Origin of the sequence: Brevundimonas sp. 357, from assembly GCF_003938605.1 — a bacterium.
Taxonomy (GTDB): domain Bacteria; phylum Pseudomonadota; class Alphaproteobacteria; order Caulobacterales; family Caulobacteraceae; genus Brevundimonas.
The window spans coordinates 136,402-154,933 of sequence record NZ_RHWX01000002.1 but is presented as its reverse complement, the minus strand read 5'-3'; the positions used below and the strand labels follow the sequence as shown (position 1 = coordinate 154,933).

22 protein-coding genes are annotated in these 18,532 nt (G+C 67.4%); 11 read left to right on the top strand and 11 right to left on the bottom strand.

Going from position 1 to position 18,532, the window contains the following annotated elements:
* Positions 1–85 precede the first annotated feature (85 nt).
* The 4 genes from EGK63_RS02475 to alr all read left to right on the top strand — a co-directional run bounded on the left by EGK63_RS02475 (position 86) and on the right by alr (position 3,814).
* On the top strand, positions 86–463 hold the full coding sequence (locus tag EGK63_RS02475) for a hypothetical protein (RefSeq protein ID WP_125899763.1): 378 nt from the start codon (positions 86–88) through the stop codon (positions 461–463).
* Positions 464–512: 49 nt separating this feature from the next.
* A complete protein-coding gene (locus tag EGK63_RS02470; RefSeq protein WP_125899762.1) occupies positions 513–914 on the top strand; it encodes a hypothetical protein in 402 nt (133 codons plus the stop codon).
* Positions 915–1,033: 119 nt separating this feature from the next.
* A complete protein-coding gene (locus EGK63_RS02465; RefSeq protein WP_125899761.1) occupies positions 1,034–2,536 on the top strand; it encodes a replicative DNA helicase in 1,503 nt (500 codons plus the stop codon).
* Between the two features lie 228 nt (positions 2,537–2,764).
* Positions 2,765–3,814 carry an alanine racemase gene (alr, locus tag EGK63_RS02460; RefSeq protein WP_125899760.1) on the top strand — a complete coding sequence of 350 codons (1,050 nt, stop codon included), beginning with the start codon at positions 2,765–2,767 and terminating at the stop codon, positions 3,812–3,814.
* Between the two features lie 45 nt (positions 3,815–3,859).
* Here the strand turns inward: alr and EGK63_RS02455 are convergent, their stop codons facing one another.
* Positions 3,860–4,477 carry a Yip1 family protein gene (locus EGK63_RS02455; RefSeq protein WP_125899759.1) on the bottom strand — a complete coding sequence of 206 codons (618 nt, stop codon included), beginning with the start codon at positions 4,475–4,477 and terminating at the stop codon, positions 3,860–3,862.
* Between the two features lie 161 nt (positions 4,478–4,638).
* On the opposite strand from EGK63_RS02455, the gene radA reads away from it, so the two are divergent.
* The 6 genes from radA to EGK63_RS02425 all read left to right on the top strand — a co-directional run bounded on the left by radA (position 4,639) and on the right by EGK63_RS02425 (position 10,658).
* A complete protein-coding gene (gene radA / locus EGK63_RS02450) occupies positions 4,639–6,012 on the top strand; it encodes a DNA repair protein RadA (RefSeq protein ID WP_087139226.1) in 1,374 nt (457 codons plus the stop codon).
* A gap of 34 nt (positions 6,013–6,046) precedes the next feature.
* Positions 6,047–6,583, top strand: a complete 537-nt coding sequence (locus EGK63_RS02445) for a CvpA family protein (protein ID WP_125899758.1) — start codon at positions 6,047–6,049, stop codon at positions 6,581–6,583.
* Between the two features lie 81 nt (positions 6,584–6,664).
* Complete coding sequence (gene purF / locus EGK63_RS02440; protein ID WP_088409925.1) at positions 6,665–8,170, top strand: amidophosphoribosyltransferase; 1,506 nt, start codon at positions 6,665–6,667, stop codon at positions 8,168–8,170.
* A 6-nt stretch (positions 8,171–8,176) separates the two neighbouring features.
* Positions 8,177–8,518, top strand: a complete 342-nt coding sequence (locus tag EGK63_RS02435; protein ID WP_125899757.1) for a VOC family protein — start codon at positions 8,177–8,179, stop codon at positions 8,516–8,518.
* A 39-nt stretch (positions 8,519–8,557) separates the two neighbouring features.
* Positions 8,558–9,319, top strand: coding sequence for an SDR family NAD(P)-dependent oxidoreductase (locus EGK63_RS02430; RefSeq protein WP_125899756.1), 762 nt, complete (start codon positions 8,558–8,560; stop codon positions 9,317–9,319).
* A gap of 7 nt (positions 9,320–9,326) precedes the next feature.
* The gene (locus EGK63_RS02425; protein ID WP_125899755.1) at positions 9,327–10,658 is read left to right on the top strand and encodes an O-antigen ligase; all 1,332 of its coding nucleotides are present in this window, start codon (positions 9,327–9,329) and stop codon (positions 10,656–10,658) included.
* A 6-nt stretch (positions 10,659–10,664) separates the two neighbouring features.
* Here the strand turns inward: EGK63_RS02425 and der are convergent, their stop codons facing one another.
* From der to EGK63_RS02395, 6 genes are all read right to left on the bottom strand, one after another.
* Positions 10,665–12,290 (bottom strand): ribosome biogenesis GTPase Der, encoded by a 1,626-nt coding sequence (der, locus tag EGK63_RS02420; protein WP_125899754.1) that lies wholly within the window; start codon positions 12,288–12,290, stop codon positions 10,665–10,667.
* 31 nt (positions 12,291–12,321) lie between these two features.
* On the bottom strand, positions 12,322–13,743 hold the full coding sequence (locus tag EGK63_RS02415; RefSeq protein ID WP_125899753.1) for a PQQ-like beta-propeller repeat protein: 1,422 nt from the start codon (positions 13,741–13,743) through the stop codon (positions 12,322–12,324).
* A 19-nt stretch (positions 13,744–13,762) separates the two neighbouring features.
* A complete protein-coding gene (locus EGK63_RS02410) occupies positions 13,763–14,569 on the bottom strand; it encodes a tetratricopeptide repeat protein (protein WP_315025077.1) in 807 nt (268 codons plus the stop codon).
* Positions 14,570–14,687: 118 nt separating this feature from the next.
* Positions 14,688–15,122, bottom strand: a complete 435-nt coding sequence (locus EGK63_RS02405) for a hypothetical protein (RefSeq protein ID WP_125899752.1) — start codon at positions 15,120–15,122, stop codon at positions 14,688–14,690.
* The gene (locus EGK63_RS02400; protein WP_125899751.1) at positions 15,112–15,669 is read right to left on the bottom strand and encodes an RNA polymerase sigma factor; all 558 of its coding nucleotides are present in this window, start codon (positions 15,667–15,669) and stop codon (positions 15,112–15,114) included. Before EGK63_RS02400 ends, EGK63_RS02405 begins: the two co-directional genes overlap by 11 nt.
* Before the next feature lie 25 nt (positions 15,670–15,694).
* Positions 15,695–16,072, bottom strand: coding sequence for a DUF6249 domain-containing protein (locus EGK63_RS02395; RefSeq protein WP_125899750.1), 378 nt, complete (start codon positions 16,070–16,072; stop codon positions 15,695–15,697).
* A 175-nt stretch (positions 16,073–16,247) separates the two neighbouring features.
* Here EGK63_RS02395 and EGK63_RS02390 point away from each other — a divergent pair, with 175 nt between their 5' ends.
* Entirely contained in the window at positions 16,248–16,484 is a 237-nt protein-coding gene (locus EGK63_RS02390) for a DUF2188 domain-containing protein (RefSeq protein WP_125899749.1), read from the top strand.
* 3 nt (positions 16,485–16,487) lie between these two features.
* On the opposite strand, the gene EGK63_RS02385 is transcribed toward EGK63_RS02390, so the two are convergent.
* The 4 genes from EGK63_RS02385 to EGK63_RS02370 all read right to left on the bottom strand — a co-directional run bounded on the left by EGK63_RS02385 (position 16,488) and on the right by EGK63_RS02370 (position 18,437).
* Positions 16,488–16,841 carry an ArsC family reductase gene (locus tag EGK63_RS02385; protein ID WP_125899748.1) on the bottom strand — a complete coding sequence of 118 codons (354 nt, stop codon included), beginning with the start codon at positions 16,839–16,841 and terminating at the stop codon, positions 16,488–16,490.
* A gap of 366 nt (positions 16,842–17,207) precedes the next feature.
* Positions 17,208–17,549: an arsenate reductase (glutaredoxin) gene (gene arsC, locus EGK63_RS02380; RefSeq protein WP_125899747.1), complete on the bottom strand. Its 342-nt coding sequence runs from the start codon at positions 17,547–17,549 to the stop codon at positions 17,208–17,210.
* Positions 17,550–17,551: 2 nt separating this feature from the next.
* Entirely contained in the window at positions 17,552–17,905 is a 354-nt protein-coding gene (locus EGK63_RS02375; protein ID WP_125899746.1) for a hypothetical protein, read from the bottom strand.
* Positions 17,906–17,972: 67 nt separating this feature from the next.
* A complete protein-coding gene (locus tag EGK63_RS02370; RefSeq protein ID WP_125899745.1) occupies positions 17,973–18,437 on the bottom strand; it encodes a hypothetical protein in 465 nt (154 codons plus the stop codon).
* Positions 18,438–18,532 lie beyond the last annotated feature (95 nt).

Genomic DNA, 18,532 nt, shown 5'->3' with positions numbered 1-18,532 from the left:
AAACTTAATGTGATACGACGTTCGCCGGTCATGGTTCGGTCGCGAACCACACGCTAGACTTCCCTGTCTCGCGGGAGGGAAACCCATGAAAGCCGCTGCGTTCGCCGTCGTCGCCGCCCTGGCGCTGTCCGCCCTGCCCGGCGCGGCCGCCGCCATGACGGTGCAGGAGTTTCTGACCTCCGCCAATCGCATCCCCCGCAATCCCACGGCGCTGCTGCGGTCGGACACGCGGCGGCTGATGAATGAGATGAACGGGGCCTTCAAAGCGGTGCGCGACGATCAGGCCGCCGCCAAGGCCGCAGGACGGCGCTCCGCGACCTGCATCCCCGAAGGCGCCAAGATCAGCCTGTCGCCCGACATGATCCTGAATCGCTTCAACGCCATCCCGGCCCAGCGGCGCAACATCAGCGTCAACCAGGCCGTCCGCGAATGGATGGCTGAGGACTACCCCTGCCCCGCCTGAGCGCCGCCTGAGACTTGAATCGCAGCGCAGGCGAGCGCATCTAGCCCCCATGTCGCGTTCCGTTCACATCCTATTCGCCGCGTCGCTAGGCGCCCTGACGCTGCTCGCCTCCGCGCCCGCGGCCCAGGCCCAGTCGTCCGACATGACCGTCCAGCAGTTTCTGACGATCGGCCAGAACATCCCGCGCAACCGCGCCGTGGCCATGATGCGCCCGGACACCCGCCGCCTGATCCGCGTCGTCACCGGGGCCGTCAGCACGGTGAAGGCCGAGCAGGCCTCGGCCGTCTCGGCGGGCCGCACGCCGGCGCACTGCATCCCCGCCTCCGGCACGGGCATCACGCCCGAGGCCCTGGTCGCGCGCTTCGAGACCATGCCGGAATCGCGTCGCCGCATCACCGTGACCCAGGCCGTGCGCGACTGGATGGTCGAGCGCTACCCCTGCCGCGCCTGACGACCTCCTACTGATCCGACAGCGGTTTTCCGGCCCGTCCACAGGCGTCGGCGACTGTCCACGACCACGACCCCGCCCGCGTCTGACGTAGGGCGCGCCTATGCGTATTGATGATGTCGATGAACGCCTTCGCCCCGATGCCCTACGATTCCGCCAACGACCCCGTGCAGGTGTCGTCCATGCCCCACAACCTGGAGGCGGAGCAGGCCCTGCTGGGTTCGCTGATGTTCGACAACGCCGTGTTCGAGCGCCTGTCGGACCGGCTGCGCGGCAGCCATTTTTACGAGCCCTTCCACCAGCGCCTGTTCGACGCCATCGAGGACCACATTCGTCAGGGCCTGCTGGCCGAGCCGACCATCCTGATGGAGCGGTTCAAGCAGGATCCGGCCTTCCAGGAATTCGGCGGCCTGCGCTATCTGGCCGATCTGGTGGACCGGGCGCCGCCCGCCGCCAACGCCCCGGACTACGCCCGCGTCGTCTATGACCTGGCCCTGCGCCGCGACCTGATCCGCATCGGCGGCGAGATCATCAAGGAGGCGCCCAACCCCGAGACGCCCGCCGACGAACAGATCGAACAGGCCGAGCAGACCCTGTATTCACTGGCCGAGACGGGCAAGCCGTCGTCGGGCTTCGTCAGCTTCTCCCACGCCCTGTCCGGCGCAGTCGAAATGGCGGGCGAGGCCTATCAGCGCGAGGGCAAGCTGGCTGGTCTGGCCACCCGCCTGGATGATCTGGACCAGAAGCTGGGCGGTCTGCACCCGTCGGACCTTCTGATCCTCGCGGGCCGTCCGTCGATGGGCAAGACGGCGCTGGCGACCAACATCGCCTTCAACGTGGCGCGCAACTATCGCTGGGAGCCGACGCCGGAAGGCGGGCGCAAGACCGTCGACGGCGGCGTCGTCGCCTTCTACTCGCTGGAAATGAGCGCCGAACAGCTGGCCATGCGTATCCTGGCCGATGCGTCGGGCGTGTCCTCGGACAAGCTGAGAAAGGGCGAGATTGACGCCTCGGATTTCGGCAAGATCCGCGACGCCGCCATCGAGATCGGCGAAAGCCCGCTCTACATTGACGCCACCGGCGGCCTGTCCATCTCCAAGCTGGCGGCGCGCGCGCGACGCCTGAAGCGGATGGAGAACGGCCTGGACCTGATCGTGGTCGACTACCTCCAGCTCGTGACGACCGGCGACAACAGCCAGAAGAACCGGGTGCAGGAAGTGTCCGAGATCACCGGCGGCCTGAAGGCCCTGGCCAAGGAGCTGAACGTCCCCATCATCGCCCTGTCGCAGCTGTCGCGTCAGGTCGAGCAGCGCGAGGACAAGCGGCCCCAGTTGTCCGACCTGCGTGAATCCGGCTCGATCGAGCAGGACGCCGACTGCGTCATGTTCGTCTATCGCGAAAGCTACTACCTGGGCCGCGCCGAGCCGCGCGAAGGCACCGAAGAACACCTCAAGTGGCAGGAAGACATGGACCGCCTGCAGCACCAGGCCGAGGTCGTCATCGGCAAGCAGCGCCACGGCCCCATCGGCATCGTCAAGCTGGCGTTCGATTCCAACACCACCCGCTTCGGCAATCTGGCCCACGACGGCCGCTACGGCGGCGCCTATGCGGATATTCCGGAGTAGGGCGAGGTGTCGCCCTCACCACTCTCGCCATCCTCGCTCCTCATTCTCCGTCATCCTCGGGCTTGACCCGAGGATCGGATCATCCGTCTTCATGACGTCAGCAGGGATGAGTTCGTCCTACGCTCGATCCTCGGGTCAAGCCCGAGGATGACGGCGGATGTGGCGTGTGCGCCGCCCAAGACACAAAAGCCGGTAGCGCCGCCTGAACTGCGGATTATAACCGTCGCCATGACCTCCCCCGTCCTCGCTCCCGCCGTCCTCAACGTCGATCTGGACGCGCTTGCTCGCAACTATCGCACCCTGGGCGCCGTCAGCGGCGCGCCGGTCAATCCGGTCGTGAAGGCCGACGGCTACGGCCTGGGCGCCGCCGCCGTGACCCGGCGCCTGATGGCCGAAGGCGCGCGCACCTTCTTCGTCGCCCGCGCGGCCGAGGGCGTGCGCCTGCGCGAGGCGATCGGGCCTGAGCCGGTCATCTACATTCTGGACGGCTGCCACGGCGACGGAGCGGCCATGCTCAAGGCCTCGAACCTGCGGCCCGTCATCAACCACCCGACCCAGCTTCAGACCTGGCAGGCGGCGGGCGGCGGCGCTTGCGGGCTTCAGATCGACACCGGCATGAACCGGCTGGGATTCCGCGTCGAGGACGCGCCCGAGCCGTTCGAGGGCCTCGAACTGGTGATGACCCATCTGGCCTGCGCCGACGAACCGTCGAACCCGATGAACCGCGCCCAGCGCGACGCCTATGCGGCGGCGGTCCAGTGCTATCCAGGCGTGACGCGCTCCTTCGCCAACTCGGGCGGCTGCTTCCTAGGGCCGGATTTCGCCTTCGACGTGGTGCGGCCGGGCATCTGCCTCTACGGCGGCGGACCTGAAGGCCGCCCGCACGAGAAGATCGCCCCCGTCGCCAGCCTGATCGCTCAGGCGGTGCAGGTGCGCGACGTGCCCGCGGGCGAAACCGTCGGCTATTCGCAAGGGTATAAGGCGGAGCGCCCGATGCGCGTGGCCACCTGCGGCGCGGGCTACGCCGACGGCGTGCTGCGTAGCTACAGCCCCAAGGGGCAGGTTTTCATCGCGGGTGAGATGCGGCCGATCATCGGCCGGGTGTCGATGGACGTGCTGGCGGTCGACGTGACCGGCCTGGACGTCAAGGCGGGCGATCCGGTCGAGATCTTCGGCGCCAACCGCCTGATCGACGACGCGGCGGCGGCGGCGGGCACCATCAGCTATGAGCTGCTGACCTCGATCACGCCGCGCGTGCCGCGCGTCTACCAGGGCTGAACAGCAAAGGGCTGAGGCGCAAGGCCCCAGCCCTTCTCTTCAGGCTTAGCTAAGGGCGAACGCCGTGGCGCCCGCACCGACGATGACGAAGCTGGCGATCACCGCGCCGACGATGGCGAAGACGATGGCGTTCAGGATGATCGCCGCGACCACCACCACGATGGTGTAGCCCAGCGCCTTGTCGGCGGCGGTCTTCATCAGCGTCGGCAGGCCCAGGTACATCAGATAGAAGCCGTACAGGCCCAGCAGGCCCGCCAGCCAGGCCAGCATCGGCAGGACGTTCAGCACGCCCGCCACCCAGGCGGCGGTCATGGAATAGACGGCGACCTGCATCGCCTTCACCGGGTTCTTGGTCCCGCCGAAGGTCGGGGCCAGGGCGTCGATGATCAGGCCCAGCACATAGACGCTGACCAGGCTCAGCACATAGCTGAGCGCGCCCGCCAGCACCGGCCCGACCAGGCCGCGATGACCGAAGGCGATCTGGCCCACGACAGTCGCCACCGCCGGAATGGCCGCCAGGATGACGGCGTAGTTGGTGAACAGCCCCTTGATGCTGGCGCTCTCGGCGTCGATGACCGGCCATTCGAACTTGGGCCGTGTCAGGATGTATTTGACCCGCGAGACGAGCGAGGGATCGACGGCGGGGGGGTTTTCCAGGGTCATTCGGTAGCCTTCTGGGCGGTTGAGTCGGATCACGGCCTTATCATGTCAGAATGACGGCTGTGTGGATGCGGGCGCAACCCCGCAGTCTCGCTATGACAATTTCGGACGTAAGCCGTTCCGACCCGCCTGCCCTCTCCCGTCTGATCTGCTAGGTCTGACACATGGCGCGCGACTCTCTTCTCTTCGTCTGCAAATCCTGCGGGGCGGTTCATTCCAAATGGGCCGGGCAATGCTCGGCCTGCGGCGAGTGGAACGCCCTGGTCGAGGAATCCAAGGCGGCCCCGCCCGGCGCCATGAAGCCCGCCTCGACCGCGCGCGGGCGCGGGGTGCAGTTCGAGACGCTTCAGTCCGACACGCCCGAGCCGCCGCGCATCGTCACCGGCGTGACCGAGTTCGACCGCGTCTGCGGCGGCGGCGTGGTGCCGGGTTCGGCCATCCTGCTGGGCGGCGACCCCGGCGTCGGCAAGTCGACCCTGCTGCTGGAGGTCACGGCCAAGGCCGCCCGCAACGGCGCCAAGGTCGCCTATATCTCGGGCGAAGAGGCGATCGAGCAGATCCGCGCCCGCGCCAAACGCATGGGCGTGGCCGACGCCGACGTGTCGCTGGCCTCCGCCACCGCCCTGCGCGACATCCTGACGACGCTGAAGCGCGATCCGTTCGACATCGTCATCATCGACTCCATCCAGACCCTGTGGAGCGACGCGCACGACGCCGGTCCCGGCTCCATCACCCAGGTGCGCGCCTGCGCTGCGGAACTGGTGCGGCTGGCCAAGAACGGCGGTCCGGCCATCGTCCTGGTCGGCCACGTCACCAAGGACGGCCAGATCGCCGGGCCGCGCGTAGTCGAACACATGGTCGACGCCGTCCTCAGCTTCGAGGGCGAGCGCGGCTATCCCTTCCGCATCCTGCGCGCGGGCAAGAACCGTTTCGGCGCCACCGACGAGATCGGCGTGTTCGAGATGGGCGATGCAGGCCTGCGCGAAGTGCCCAACCCTTCGGCCCTGTTCCTGGGCGAAGGCAAGGACCGGGCGCCCGGCGCCGCCGTCTTCGCCGGGATCGAGGGATCGCGCCCCGTTCTGGTGGAAATTCAGGCCCTTGTCGCGCCTTCCGCATACGGCACGCCAAGACGCGCGGTCGTCGGCTGGGACTCCGGCCGTCTCGCCATGCTGCTGGCGGTGCTGGAGGCGCGCTGCGGCCTCGGGTTCGGCGACAAGGACGTCTATCTGAACGTCGCGGGCGGAATGCGGATCAATGAGCCCGCCGCCGATCTGGCCGCCGCCGCCGCCCTGATCTCCTCGGCGCTGGACATGCCCCTGCCCCAGGGCTGCGTCGTCTTCGGCGAGATCGGCCTGTCGGGCGAGGTCCGCGCCGTCGGCCGCGCCGAGGCCCGCCTGCGCGAGGCCAAAAAGCTAGGCTTCGAGCGCGCCCTCGCGCCGCCACAAGCCAATGGCAAGGTGAAGAAGGGCGATGTCGCCCTGACCGTCGTCACCCGCCTGACCGACGCGGTCGAGCGAATCTCCCAGAACCGCTACTAAGGCGCGTTCCCTATCCCTTGAGGCCGCAGAGCGCGTGACCGGCTACGACGTCTTCGTGATCCTGGCCCTGCTGGCCTCGGGCGCCGCCGGATGGTTCCGGGGCGGCATGCGCGAGCTCACGGCCCTGCTCAGCTTCCTGCTGGCGGCCCTGCTGGCCCTGATCACCCTGCCGTGGACCGCGCCGGTCGGGCGTAATCTGGTCGATCCGGACTGGGCCGGATCGGTGCTGGCGGTGGGGCTGGTGTTCGTCATCCTCTATTTCGGCCTGCGTTTTATCGGTTCAGCCATTTCGCAGGGCGCGCGCGGCCATGCGCTGGGCGTGCTGGACCAGACGCTGGGTCTGCTGGTGGGCCTGGTCCGCGCCCTGGGCCTGATCGGCGCGGTGCACCTGATCATCATGGGCGCCATGCAGGACAACCCGCCGCGTTGGCTGTCCGACGCCGCCACCGCCCCGGTCAGCGAAGGCGCCGCGCGCGCCATCCAGATCGTGCTGCCCACGCTTGGAAAGGGCGCCGACGCCCTGACCCCCGTCGTCGGTTCTTCCGTCCGCGAAGGGTTTTCCGACCAATGAGGCTTGCCCCGGACGCCTGGGCGGCTTACGTGCGCGGCGCCGCCCTTTGAGTTATCCTTCCCCGGTCATCGGAGCCTGACGATGCGCCACCATATCGCCGAACCCGTCGTTCACCGTGAGCATTGGCGTGAGCCGGAAGACGATCAGCTGCGCCTCGAATGCGGCGTCTGCGGCGTCTGGGGCGCGCCCGAGAACGAGGCGTCCTCCATCGTCGCCCTGGGCCTGCACGCCCTGCAGCATCGCGGCCAGGAAGCCTGCGGCATCGCCAGCGTCCACGACGACCGCTTCTACACCGAACGGCACCAGGGCCTCGTCGGCGACGCCTTCGGCAACGCCGAACTGACGAAACGCCTGCCGGGCCAGGCCTCCATCGGCCACACCCGCTACTCCACCGCCGGCGGCAGCTTCCTGCGCAACATCCAGCCGATGTTCGCCGATCTGGACCAGGGCGGCATCGCCATCGCCCACAACGGCAACCTGACCAATTTCAAATACCTGCATGCGCAACTTGTCTCGGAAGGCGCGATCTTCCAGTCCACTTCGGACTCCGAGGCCATCCTTCACCTGATCGCCCGCAGCCGTAAGGCCAAGATCGTCGACCGCTTCATCGACGCCCTGAGCCGGATCGAAGGCGGCTACGCCCTGGTGGCCCAGACCCGGTTCAAGATGATCGGCGCGCGCGACCCACTGGGCATCCGCCCGCTGGTGCTGGGCAAGGTCGGCGAGGCCTGGGTGCTGGCGTCCGAGACCTGCGCCCTCGACACCATCGGCGCCACCTTCGTGCGCGACGTCGAACACGGCGAGGTCGTGGTCATCGACGAGGAAGGCCTGACCTCGATCAAGCCCTTCGCCGCGCGGGCCGCCCGTCCGTGCCTGTTCGAATACGTCTACTTCGCCCGTCCCGATTCCGTCGTGAACGGCCTGTCGGTCTATGACGTCCGCAAGGAAATGGGCCGTCGCCTGGCGCGCGAGCACAAGGTCGAGGCCGACATCGTGGTGCCGGTGCCCGACTCGGGCGTTCCCGCCGCCCTCGGCTACGCCCAGGAAAGCGGCCTGCCCTATGAAATGGGCATCATCCGCAGCCACTACCTCGGTCGCACCTTCATCCAGCCCAGCCAGGGCGCCCGTCAGAAGGGCGTGCGGATGAAGCACAGCCCCAACCGCGCCGCCCTGGAAGGCAAGCGCGTCGTGCTGATCGACGATTCCATCGTGCGCGGCACCACCTCGCTGAAGCTGGTCCGCGCCGTGCGCGCGGCGGGCGCCAAGGAGGTCCACCTGCGCTCGGCCAGCCCGCAGATCCTCTTCCCCGACTTCTACGGCATCGACATGCCCGAGCGGTCGCAACTGATGGCCGCCACCCACAGCATGGAAGAAATGCGCGCGGTGCTGGAGGTCGATTCTCTCGGCTTCCTGTCGATCGACGGCCTGTACGACGCCCTGGGCGCCGGACCGCGCAACGCCGCCAGCCCGCAGTATACCGACCACTACTTCACCGGCGATTATCCGACCCGACTGCTGGACCGTGAGATCGAGGAAGGCGGCCGCGATCCGCGCGGGAAGCAACTTTCTCTGCTGGTGACCGCTTAAGGCTGGATGATCCAGCTCGGCTACTTCACGCTCGACACCCCTGACGTCGACAAGGCCCGCGCCTTCTACGCGGGCCTGTTCGGCTGGCGCTTCGACGAGGCCTCGTCCAGCCCGACCTACGCCCATGTGGCCGGGTCCGATCCCGCCTTCGGCCTCACCAAGGGCGAGCACAAGGCCTTCCCCAATCTCTATTTCCGCGTGGACGACATCCACGCCGCCTGCGCCCGCGTGACCGAGCTGGGCGGCCGCGCCGCCGTGCCGGCCGAGAGTCCGTCCGGCCTGTCCGTCATCGTCAGCGACGACCAGGGCGTCAGCTTCAGCCTGTGGCAGGCAGCACCGGGCTACTGAGCCTTTCGCCCGGCGTCCGGCCGCGCTATCAGCGGCCCCATGTCCGAACACGCCTCCCTCCCCCTCGCCAACCGCGTCGCCCTGGTCGTCGGCGCCTCGCGCGGCATCGGCCGCGAATCCGCCCTGGCCCTGGCCAAGGCCGGCGCCCACGTCATCGCCGCCGCGCGCACCCAGGGCGCCCTGGAGGAGCTGGACGACGAGATCTTCGCCGCCACCGGCCAACACGCCAGCCTGGTCCCGTTCGACCTGGTGGACGGCGGCTCCATCGACCGGCTGGGCGGCGCCCTGTTCCAGCGCTTCGGCAAGCTCGACATCTGGGTTCAGGCGGCGGCCACCATGGGCCCGTCGGGCCTGACCCCGGTCGCCCACGCCGAACCGCGCGAGTTCGCCAAGGTCGAGAAGATCAACTTCACCGGCGTCTATCGCCTGATCCGCTCGCTGGAGCCGCTGCTGCGCGCCTCGGACGCCGGGCGCGCCATCCACCTGACCAGCAGCGTCGCCAGCCAGCCGCGCGCCTTCTGGGGCATGTACGCCGCGACCAAGGCGGGCGCCGAGGCCTTGGTCAAATGCTGGGCCGACGAGATCGAGAGCACGCCCGTCCGCGCCTGCATCGTCGATCCGGGCCGGATGCGGACGCAGTTGCGCGCCCAAGCGTTTCCGGGTGAAGATCCCAGCGTTCTGCCGCATCCCTCGGAGATCGGTCCCCTGATCATCGAACTGGCCCGCCCCGATCTCACCCCGCCGCTGACGGTCAGCTTCAAGGAATGGAAGCAAGGCCTGTCGGCGAACGCACTGGTCTGATCTGCGCGTGATCGAGGGGCTGGATCCGGGCGCACGGTCGCTAGCGAACCCGGCGGCGAAACGCCCCTCGCTTCCACTTGTGCGCGCCGCCCCCCTCGCCGACATCGTCGCTGTGGTCGCTTCGGTCGGGCTGATCCTCACCTACGTCGGTTTCTGGAGCGCGCCGCTGACCGGCTACGGCGCAAGGTCCGCGGACTTCCTGCGCAACTTCTACTACCCGGCCTATCTGCTGGCGCTGATCCTGGTCTGCCTGCGGCCTGAGCGCGCGCTCAAAGGCCTGATACGATCGCCGCTTCTGATCGCGCTCCTGCTGCTGACGGCGGCGACCTACTTCTGGTCGATCATGCCGGAGCTGACCGCGCGGCGCATACCCGCCCTGGCCTTCACCACCCTGGCGGGCGTCGCGCTGGCCTCGCGGTGGAGCTGGCGCAGCCTGACGGAAATCGTCGCAGGAACCCTGGCGGTCCTGGCGATCCTCTCCTTCCTGGTAGGAGCCCTGCTGCCTCACATGGGCAGGATGGAGGAGATATTCCCCGGCGCCTGGCGCGGCCTGTGGCTGGAGAAGAACTCCATGGGCAACGTCATGGTCAAGACGACCGTCTTCCTGCTGGCGGCCGGGGTGATGGCTCCCGAGCGGCGCAAGCTGTGGTTCGGTCTCGCCATCGTCCCCGTCTTGCTGATCCTGCTGTCGACGTCGAAGACCGCCCTGGTCGTCCTGGTCCTGTCTCTGGCGTCCATGGGCTTTGTCGCCGTGGTCAAGTCTGGACCGCTGCGTGCGGTCGTCGCCACCTGGCTGGCCGTCGTCTTCGTCATAGGCGCGGGTCTGCTGATCGCGATGGAAACCGACACCTTCTTCGCCCTGCTCGGTAAGGACGCGACCCTGACAGGGCGAACCGAAATCTGGTCAGGCATCATGCAGCAGATGGCCGAGCACCCCTGGAAAGGCTTCGGCTACGGCGCCGTATGGGACGATCCCAGCTTCACCGGCCCCAAGGCCTGGATCGGCTATCAGGCGCACTTCATGCCCGCCGATGCGCACAGCGGCTGGCTGGAGCTGTACATCGCCCTGGGCCTGGGCGGCGTCATCCTGTTCGCCCTGTTCCTGACCCAGATATGGGCGCAGTCCCTGTGGGCGGCCTACACCAGCCCCGGCGGCTGGCTGGCCCTGCCGCTGATCGCGTCTTTCACCGTGACGATGCTGACCGAGAGCATCGCCATGAACTGGCATGAACTGCGTTGGGTGATCGTCGTGGCGCTGACGCTGAAACTGACACTGGGCGACGAGCCGAAAGCCCCATCCCGGCCGCGCCTCAAGAGAAACGCGACCGGGCAGGTCTGATGTGAATCAGCGCTTGGCGCCGCCCTTCTGGCCCGTACGGACGCGGCCCGAGCGGGACACCTGACGCGCACCGCCGCGTGCGCCCTTGCCGACGAAGGCGTTGGAGCCCGCCTTCTTGGACGCGCTGGCCTTCAGTCCGCCCAGGGGCTTCACCTTGGGCTTGATGCCGGCCTTGGCCTTCTGCTCCAGCGCCTTGCCGGGCAGGTTGGACAGCTTCTCGGCCTTCTCGGCCTTGATCACCCGGCGCGGCGCGGTCTTGGCGTCGCCCTTGAAGCGTTCCGGACCCGACTTGGCTCCGCCATCCGCATAAGGGTTGGCTGAGCCTGACTTGACGTTCAGGCGGATCGGCGTGCCCGGCAGGTCGAAGCTCTCGCGCAGAGAGTTGACCAGATAGCGCTTGTAGTGCTCCGGCATGGCCTCAGCCCGGCTGGCCATCAGCACGAACGTCGGAGGACGCGCCTTGGTCTGGGCCATGTATTTCGGCTTGATGCGCTTGCCGTCCACGGCGGGCGGCGGGTGTCTCTGGGTCGCCAGGGACAGCCAGTCGTTCAGATCCTTGGTCTTCACCTTGACCGACCAGGTGTCATAGGCCTGAAGCACGGCGGGCATCAGCCGCTCGACGCCGCGCCCGTTGAACGACGACAGGGCCACAAAGGGCGAGCCGCGTAGTTGCGGCAGCTTGTCGTCGGCCAGACGCTTCAGTTCGGCCAGACGCGCCTGAGGTTCTTCTTCCAGATCCCATTTGGACGCGACATAGACCAGCGCCCGCCCTTCCCGCTCGACCAGATCGGCCAGCTGCAGGTCTTGGGTGTCGAAGGCGTCGTCCTTGTCCATCACCATGATCACCACCTCGGCGAAGGTGATGGCGCGGATGGTGTCGGCGACCGACAGCTTTTCCAGTTTTTCCTGGACGCGGGCCTTGCGGCGCATCCCGGCGGTGTCGACCAGACGGATGTTCTTGTCTTCGTAGACCCAGTCCACCGAGATGGAGTCGCGGGTGATGCCGGCTTCCGGGCCGGTCAACAGGCGGTCGTCGCCGATCAGGCGGTTGATCAGGGTGGACTTACCCGCGTTCGGGCGACCGATGACCGCGATGCGGATCGGTTTTTCCGGCTCGTCGATCTCTTCGATGAAGATGTCTTCCGACGCAGCCAGAAGGGCCTGATACAGATCGGCCATGCCCTCGCCGTGCTCGGCCGAGATCGGCACCGGCTCGCCGAAGCCCAGGCCGTGCGCCTCGCCCACGCCGCCGCCGCTTTCGCGGCTTTCCGACTTGTTGGCCAGCAGGACGATGGGCTTGTGCACCTTGCGCAGGCGATCGGCGAAGATGCGGTCCAGCGACGTCACGCCTTCGCGCGCGTCCATCATGAACATGATCAGATCCGCGTCCTCGATCGCCGCCTCGGTCTGCTCGCGCATCCGGGCTTCCAGGCTTTCGTCGGTGACGTCCTCATACCCTGCGGTGTCGATCAGGGTCAGATCCATGTCGCCGATCACGCCGTCGGCGTAGCGGCGGTCGCGGGTCACGCCGGGGCGATCATCGACCAGCGCAAGGCGCTTGCCGACGAGGCGATTGAACAGTGTCGACTTGCCCACATTGGGGCGGCCGACGATGGCGACCTTCAGAGCCATGTCGGCCTTCTAGCTTAAATCGGTGAAAAGGTCAGCGGATGCTGACCAGTTGGCCCTTGTCGGTCAGGACATAGAGGGCGCCGTTGTAGGCGGCCGGGGCGATATAGGCGGCCGAACCCAGCTTCAGGCTGCCGGTCTGCGCGCCGGTCTTCGGATCGAAGGCCACGGCCTCGCCGTCCGAATTGACCAGGACCAGACGGTTGGACGCCAGGATCGGCCCCGACCAGACCGGACGCACGGTGCGCTTGCCGAAGCCCAGGAAGCCGCCTTCCTTGCGGACGCGACCCTCGTTCAGATCGCGCGACCAATAGACCTGGCCCGTCTCGCGGTTGACCACCGTCAGTTCGCCAGACTGAGACACCACGTAGACCACGTCGCCGACTGGCAGGGGCGCGTTCACGCCCGCAACGGGCAGAGACCATTTCGGCTGGCCGCTGCGAAGGTCCATCGCCTGCATCACGCCAGACTGGCTGATGGCGTAAACCTGACCGCGGCTGACGACCGGACGACCGGCGATGTCGCGCAGTTCCGACAAAGCGCTGGTGCGGCTGGTGCGCGACAGCACCTGCTCCCACACCGGTTGACCGTTCGAGGCGCGCAGAGCCACGATCTGACCCGATGAGAAGGGCGCCAGCACCGTGTCGCCGCTGACCGCCGGGCTGGAGGCGCGCATGATACGAGCCGGCTCGGTGATGCCGCGATAGGACCAGTCCTGCTGGCCAGTGTTGACGTTGAAGGCGATCAACTGGTTGTCCACGTCGACGACATAGACGCGTTGCCCCGCCACCGTCGGCGCGCCGTGGATCGGCAGGTCGACCGTCGAGCGCCACAACTCGGCGCCCGTATTGGCGTCAAAGGCCGTCATGACGCGATAACCGGACGCGACGAAGACCTTGCCGCCGCCGACAGTGACGCCGCCGCCGAAACCGCCGCCGCCCGAACCGCCGCCGAGACCGATGCCCAGGATGCGACGACCGCGATCCGCTTCCTCGACCTTGACGCTTGCCTTCCAAACCACCTGGCCGGTGCCGGCATCGACAGCGGTCACGCCCGCCTCGCCGTCCAGCACGAAGATCTTTCCGCCGTCCGCGACGACCGGCGACATCACCTGATTGGTGCCGCCGGAACCGGCGCCGATGTCACGCCGCCAGGCGACCGTGAACTCCGGCGCGGCGATGACGTGTTCGACAGCGTTCTCGGCGTTGCCGCCGGGCTGGCTCCAGGCGGTGACCGCTTGCGGTCCCGGCAGGAAGAAATCACGGCCCGACAGAGCCGCCGACGGCGCCAGCTGCTGTTCGAACTCGAGGATGGATATCCGCTCGCCTTCGCTGGCGGTCGCCGCCGGCTCCTTGTCGCCGCCTAGGCCGAACGGCAGGGCGTTGCGCACGGTGCCGCAGGAGGCGACGGTCATCGCCAAACCGCAAAGCAGAGCGACTTTCAGGGTTTTGTTCATGCGAGTCGTTCCGAAGGCGTCAAAGCGCGGCCGGCGCAGCGGCGGGGGCGGCGGGAGCTTCGGCCGTTGCGGCCGGCGCAGCGGCGGCCTGGGCAGCGGCCGGAGACGGGGGCGGCAGAGCGGCGGCGGCCTTGACGATGGCGGCCAGGTTGGCGGCCGTACCGTTGTCGATAGCCTGCACGCCGGCCTGGGCGCGTTGGCGCACCGGATCAGGCACGTCCTGGCCCAGTTGCAGCTGAACGAAAGTCTGGCGCGCCTCGGCGGTCTTGCCGTGTTGCAGTTGAGCCATGGCCAGGGCTTCCTGGGCGAAAGCCTGCAGCGGACGCTTGTCGCCGGTCAGCGGCTCCAGACGCTTCTGCACGTCTTCCAGCGACGCCGTGTCCATGACCAGGAAGGCGGCCTTCAGCGCCGCCATGTCTGAAAGAATCGGATCGCGCGTCGCCTTGGAGGCTTCGTCGAACAGGGCGACCGCTTCGGTCGTCTTCTTGTCGGCTAGGGCCAGACCGCCCTGTTGCATCAGCGCCAAAACCTTATATCCGCCGCCGGCCTTCACGGCTTCGGCGAAGGCGGCGTCAGCTTCCGCCGTCTTTCCGCCCTGCAGGGCTTCGACGCCCTTTTCATAGGCGGCCGAGGCCTTGTCGGCCTGGGACGTCACATAGGACTGCCAGCCCCACCAAGTCAGGGCGGCGACCAGGGCCACCGCCAGAACGCCGCCCAGAATGGGCAGCCAGGTACGGGCCATACGCTTATAGCGTTCGGAGCGAAGCTCCTCCTCGACCTGTTCGAAGACATCAACCACGAAGCGTCGCCCCAAAAATGCAGCCAAGGCCGATCATTAAAAACGCCGCGACCCTAGAGGTTCGGCGTCACGGCCGCAACGCAGGCGTTGGGCGCGAAACGGCTTTTTCCAGCCCTAAGCCGGGACTGGGGCGGGAAAACGGCGCTTAGATCTGTTGCGACAGCTTCACCACGCCCGCCGCCAGCAGGGCGACCAGCACCCCGGCCGTGGCCCAGAACATCTGCATGCCGCCCATGGAGCCCATGGCGCCGAGGGCCGCATCGCCCAGTCCGCTCCGCTCCAGCAGGGACTGAACCGCCAGTCCGCCCTGCATCCCGGCCTGGGAGCCGGCCGAATCAAGCCCGCCCCCGCCCGCCTGGGCGGTGAAGCCGTCCGCCCCCAGATGAAAGTTGACGCCCAGAAGTTCACGCACCGCGATCAGCCCGCCGATCAGCCCCGCCGCCGACAGGGCGATGGACCGCACGCGCGAGGCCTTGTTCAGCCTCGCGGCCACATCCGCTTCAAAGAAGGCCGAATCGGGAAAGTGCGGAGCCTGCGCGAACAGGCGTTCAATCGTGGGATCGAATTCGTCAGCCGACATGGGATGCGCTCCCGATTGCAACCGGCCCCGGCTGGAGCCGGGCCCGAAGTTTATCCAGACCACGCTTGACATGAGATTTCACCGTTCCAAGCGGCAAATTCATGGCCGCGGCGATTTCCGGGTGCGACAGCCCGGCGCCATGACACAGGGAGACGCACAGGCGTTCGACCTCGCTGAGCCCCTTCAAGGCCTCGTCCAAGTCCACGCGGCCGATGCTGTCGACGGCGGGCGCGACGTTTTCCGCTTCGCTTTCCGCCACATAGCGCGCCTCCTTCGAGATGCGCTTCAGATACATGCGGGCGGCGATACGCTTGATCCAGGCGGCGAAGGTGCCCTCGCCCCGGAACTCGGCGCACTTCTCGAACGCCAGAAGAAAGGCGTCCTGGGCCAGGTCGTCGGCCAGGGCCGGCTGGGCGCCCATGCGGCGCAGCAGGCCCCGCACCGCCGAGCCGTGCCGACGGACCAGCTCGCCGAACTCGCGGCGGCCGCCGCCGGCCGCAAGCCCGGCCAGCTCGACGTCGTGCAGATCACGTAAGGCTTGGGCCATGACGGCTTCCCTGCTCCGACCCGCCTTAGTCCTTGTTCTTGTTGAAGAAGCTCAGAATAATGAAGGCCAGACCGATCATGCCCGGAATCGCCGCCCCGCCCGCGATGGGATAGAAGGCGTCTATCTCGGCGAAGCTGACCGCATAGGCGAACAGCGCGATGCCGATCGCCACCGACAGCAGGATCACGCCCGTTCGCAGGTCGCGCGCCGCCGTCGCCGGCGGCTTCGTGTTTTCCTTGCTGATGGCTTCGATCACTTCCGGCGGAAGGGACTGCCCTTTCTCAATGGAGGCCCTCAGCGTGGCCTGCATCTCGCGGCGCTCACGACTCTTGAGCCACGACGGCACGACGACGATGGCCGCGATCATTGCAAAGAACGCCAGCGGAATGAAAACTTCATCCATGAGTTTGACCCCTGTTCGGCCGGGCCTGATGCGGCGGCCTTCTGATCACAAGAGGCGGCGATGATCGCCTATGGATGCAGCCCCGCACATGAACTCTTCGTAATGCGTCACCACAGCGTGACTCGACACGCCCCGGACCGCGTTCAACGGTGCCGCCAACCCTTCGGAGGCGCGCATGAACATCACCTATCGCATCGTCCAGCACGACGGCGGCTGGGCCTACAAGCTCGGCGACAGCTTTTCCGAGACCTTCCCCAACCACGCGGCGGCGCTGGCGGCGGCCACGGCCGCAGCGCGCGAGCAACGCGTGCCGGACCGCACCGCCTGGATCGAGTATGAAGACGCTTCGGGCCAGTGGATCACCGAACGCGCCGACGGCCACGACCGCCCGACCACCGCCGTCGAGGACTGACCCTCAGCCCTTCAGGGCGGCGGCGTAGATGTCCGGCTTGAAGCCCAGCAGCGTCCGCCCGTCGCCCAGATCCAGCACCGGCCGCTTGATCATAGACGGCTGGGCCAGCATCAGGTCCACCGCCTTGGCCGCGTCGATATCGGCCTTGTCGGCGTCGGGCAGCTTGCGGAAGGTCGTGCCCGCCCGGTTCAGCACCTTCTCCCAGCCATGTTCGGCGACCCAGCGTTCCACCTCGGCGCGGTTCGCCCCAGCCGCCTTGTAGTCATGGAAGTCATAGGCCACGCCGTTCTGATCCAGCCAGACGCGCGCCTTCTTCATCGTGTCGCAGGCCTTGATGCCATACAGGGTGCGGGTCATGGGCGAACTCCAAGCGTGACGGACGGCTGGGGTCTGGCATCACCTCCCGCACTCGTCAATTTTCGCCTCCGAGCCTCATGAAGAAAACTTCATTCGACGGGTCGACGCCTTGCTGAAAGAGTCACGTTATCAAGCGGAGGCGAAGATGAATCGTGCAGCAGCCCTAACGACCCTGGTGCTCATATCGGCCTGCTCCGAGCCCCGTCATGAAGTCAGTGCAAAGGTGACGACCCCTGTTGAGGGGGGCAAGATCGCAGGCGTTCAACAATCTGTTGAAGCTCGCGCCGAAGTCCCCGCAGAGGCGGCCGAAGCCGTTGAGGCCCATATTCGAGCGCAGAAACCTGAAGCTCAGAAAACCAAGAGCCCCTAAAGAACGTCCAGAACGGCCTCGAGCGGCCGACCGATCGCTGCGCCCTTGGGCGTCTCGACGATGGGGCGTTCGACCAGCACCGGGCTCTCAATCATGGCGGCGAGAATCGTCGAGTCGTTCACATCGGCGGCCAGAAGTTCGGCGACTTTCGCCTCCTTCTTGCGCAGCAGGCCCTTCAGCCCGCCGCCCGTCCCCCGCGCCAGACGGTTCAGCGTTTCGGCGTCCCAGCCGGTCTTCAGATACTCGACCACCGTCGGCTCGATCCCGCGTTCACGCAGCAGCTCCAGCGCCTTGCGCGAGGTCGAGCATTTCGGGTTGTGGTATAGGGTGACGCTCATGATCAGAAGCTCCGTTTCAGCCGGCTCAGCATCAGGCCGCCGCGTACGGCGGCTGCATATAGAAAACCTGTCGCCAGCATGATGATCCACTGCACGACGGCGAGAGGCCCATACAACTGACCGGCCTCTTCGCCCAGCAGGGCGAAACCGTTGACCATGCTGAGCAGGCTGTAGGCCAGCAACGCCAGCATGAGGGCCGGAATCAGCCAGGTCATCTTGCGCCACTGCACCACGGCCAGCACCGGATAGACCGCCGACAGGACAAGGACGCCCCCGATCATGACCGGCGTCATGGCGGTCATGACGCCCTCGAACATCGCCTGATCCTGGGCCGGAACGGCGCCGCCCTGCATCATCTCGGATTGGCTGCACGCAGCCAGAGTTTCAGCTTCTGGTTCACTTCACCTCCCTTATGTCGCGCGCTCAGGCTCTATTTGCCGACGTGAAGCGCGCCATGCCCGTCGCCCCGCGCAGGCCGCCGATGTGCAGCAGCAGGCACAGCACCATGCCGGCCCCCGCCACGCCGACGCTCCAGACGGGCAGCCCCGGCGCGGCCGGCGACGCCCCGACCATCAGACTGACCGACATCGCGCTCAGTTCATACAGCGCCCAGGCCAGGCCGAAGACCGGCAGGATGCGGTTAGGACGGCGCCACTGCACCAAGCCCAGCACGGCGGCCACGCCCGAGAAGACCACGGCGAAGCCTGTCGTCGCCCCGCGGAACTCCGCCTGTTCGGGCGCGCCCAGGAACCAGACCAGTCCGGCCTGCATCAGACCCACAGCCGCCCAGATCCAGAAGGCCCAGGCGCTGCCGCGCGCCAGCGCCGTCGCCGTCTCGGTCGAATCGACCCGGGCGAAGGGTTGGGGCGGTGCGATCCGACGGTTCATGCGCGACTCCCTGACTGAGGCGGCGAAACTATCCTGCTCAAGGCCGAAATCCCAAGTGCGTGAGAGAGATATCGCCCCGCCTTCACCTTTGACCT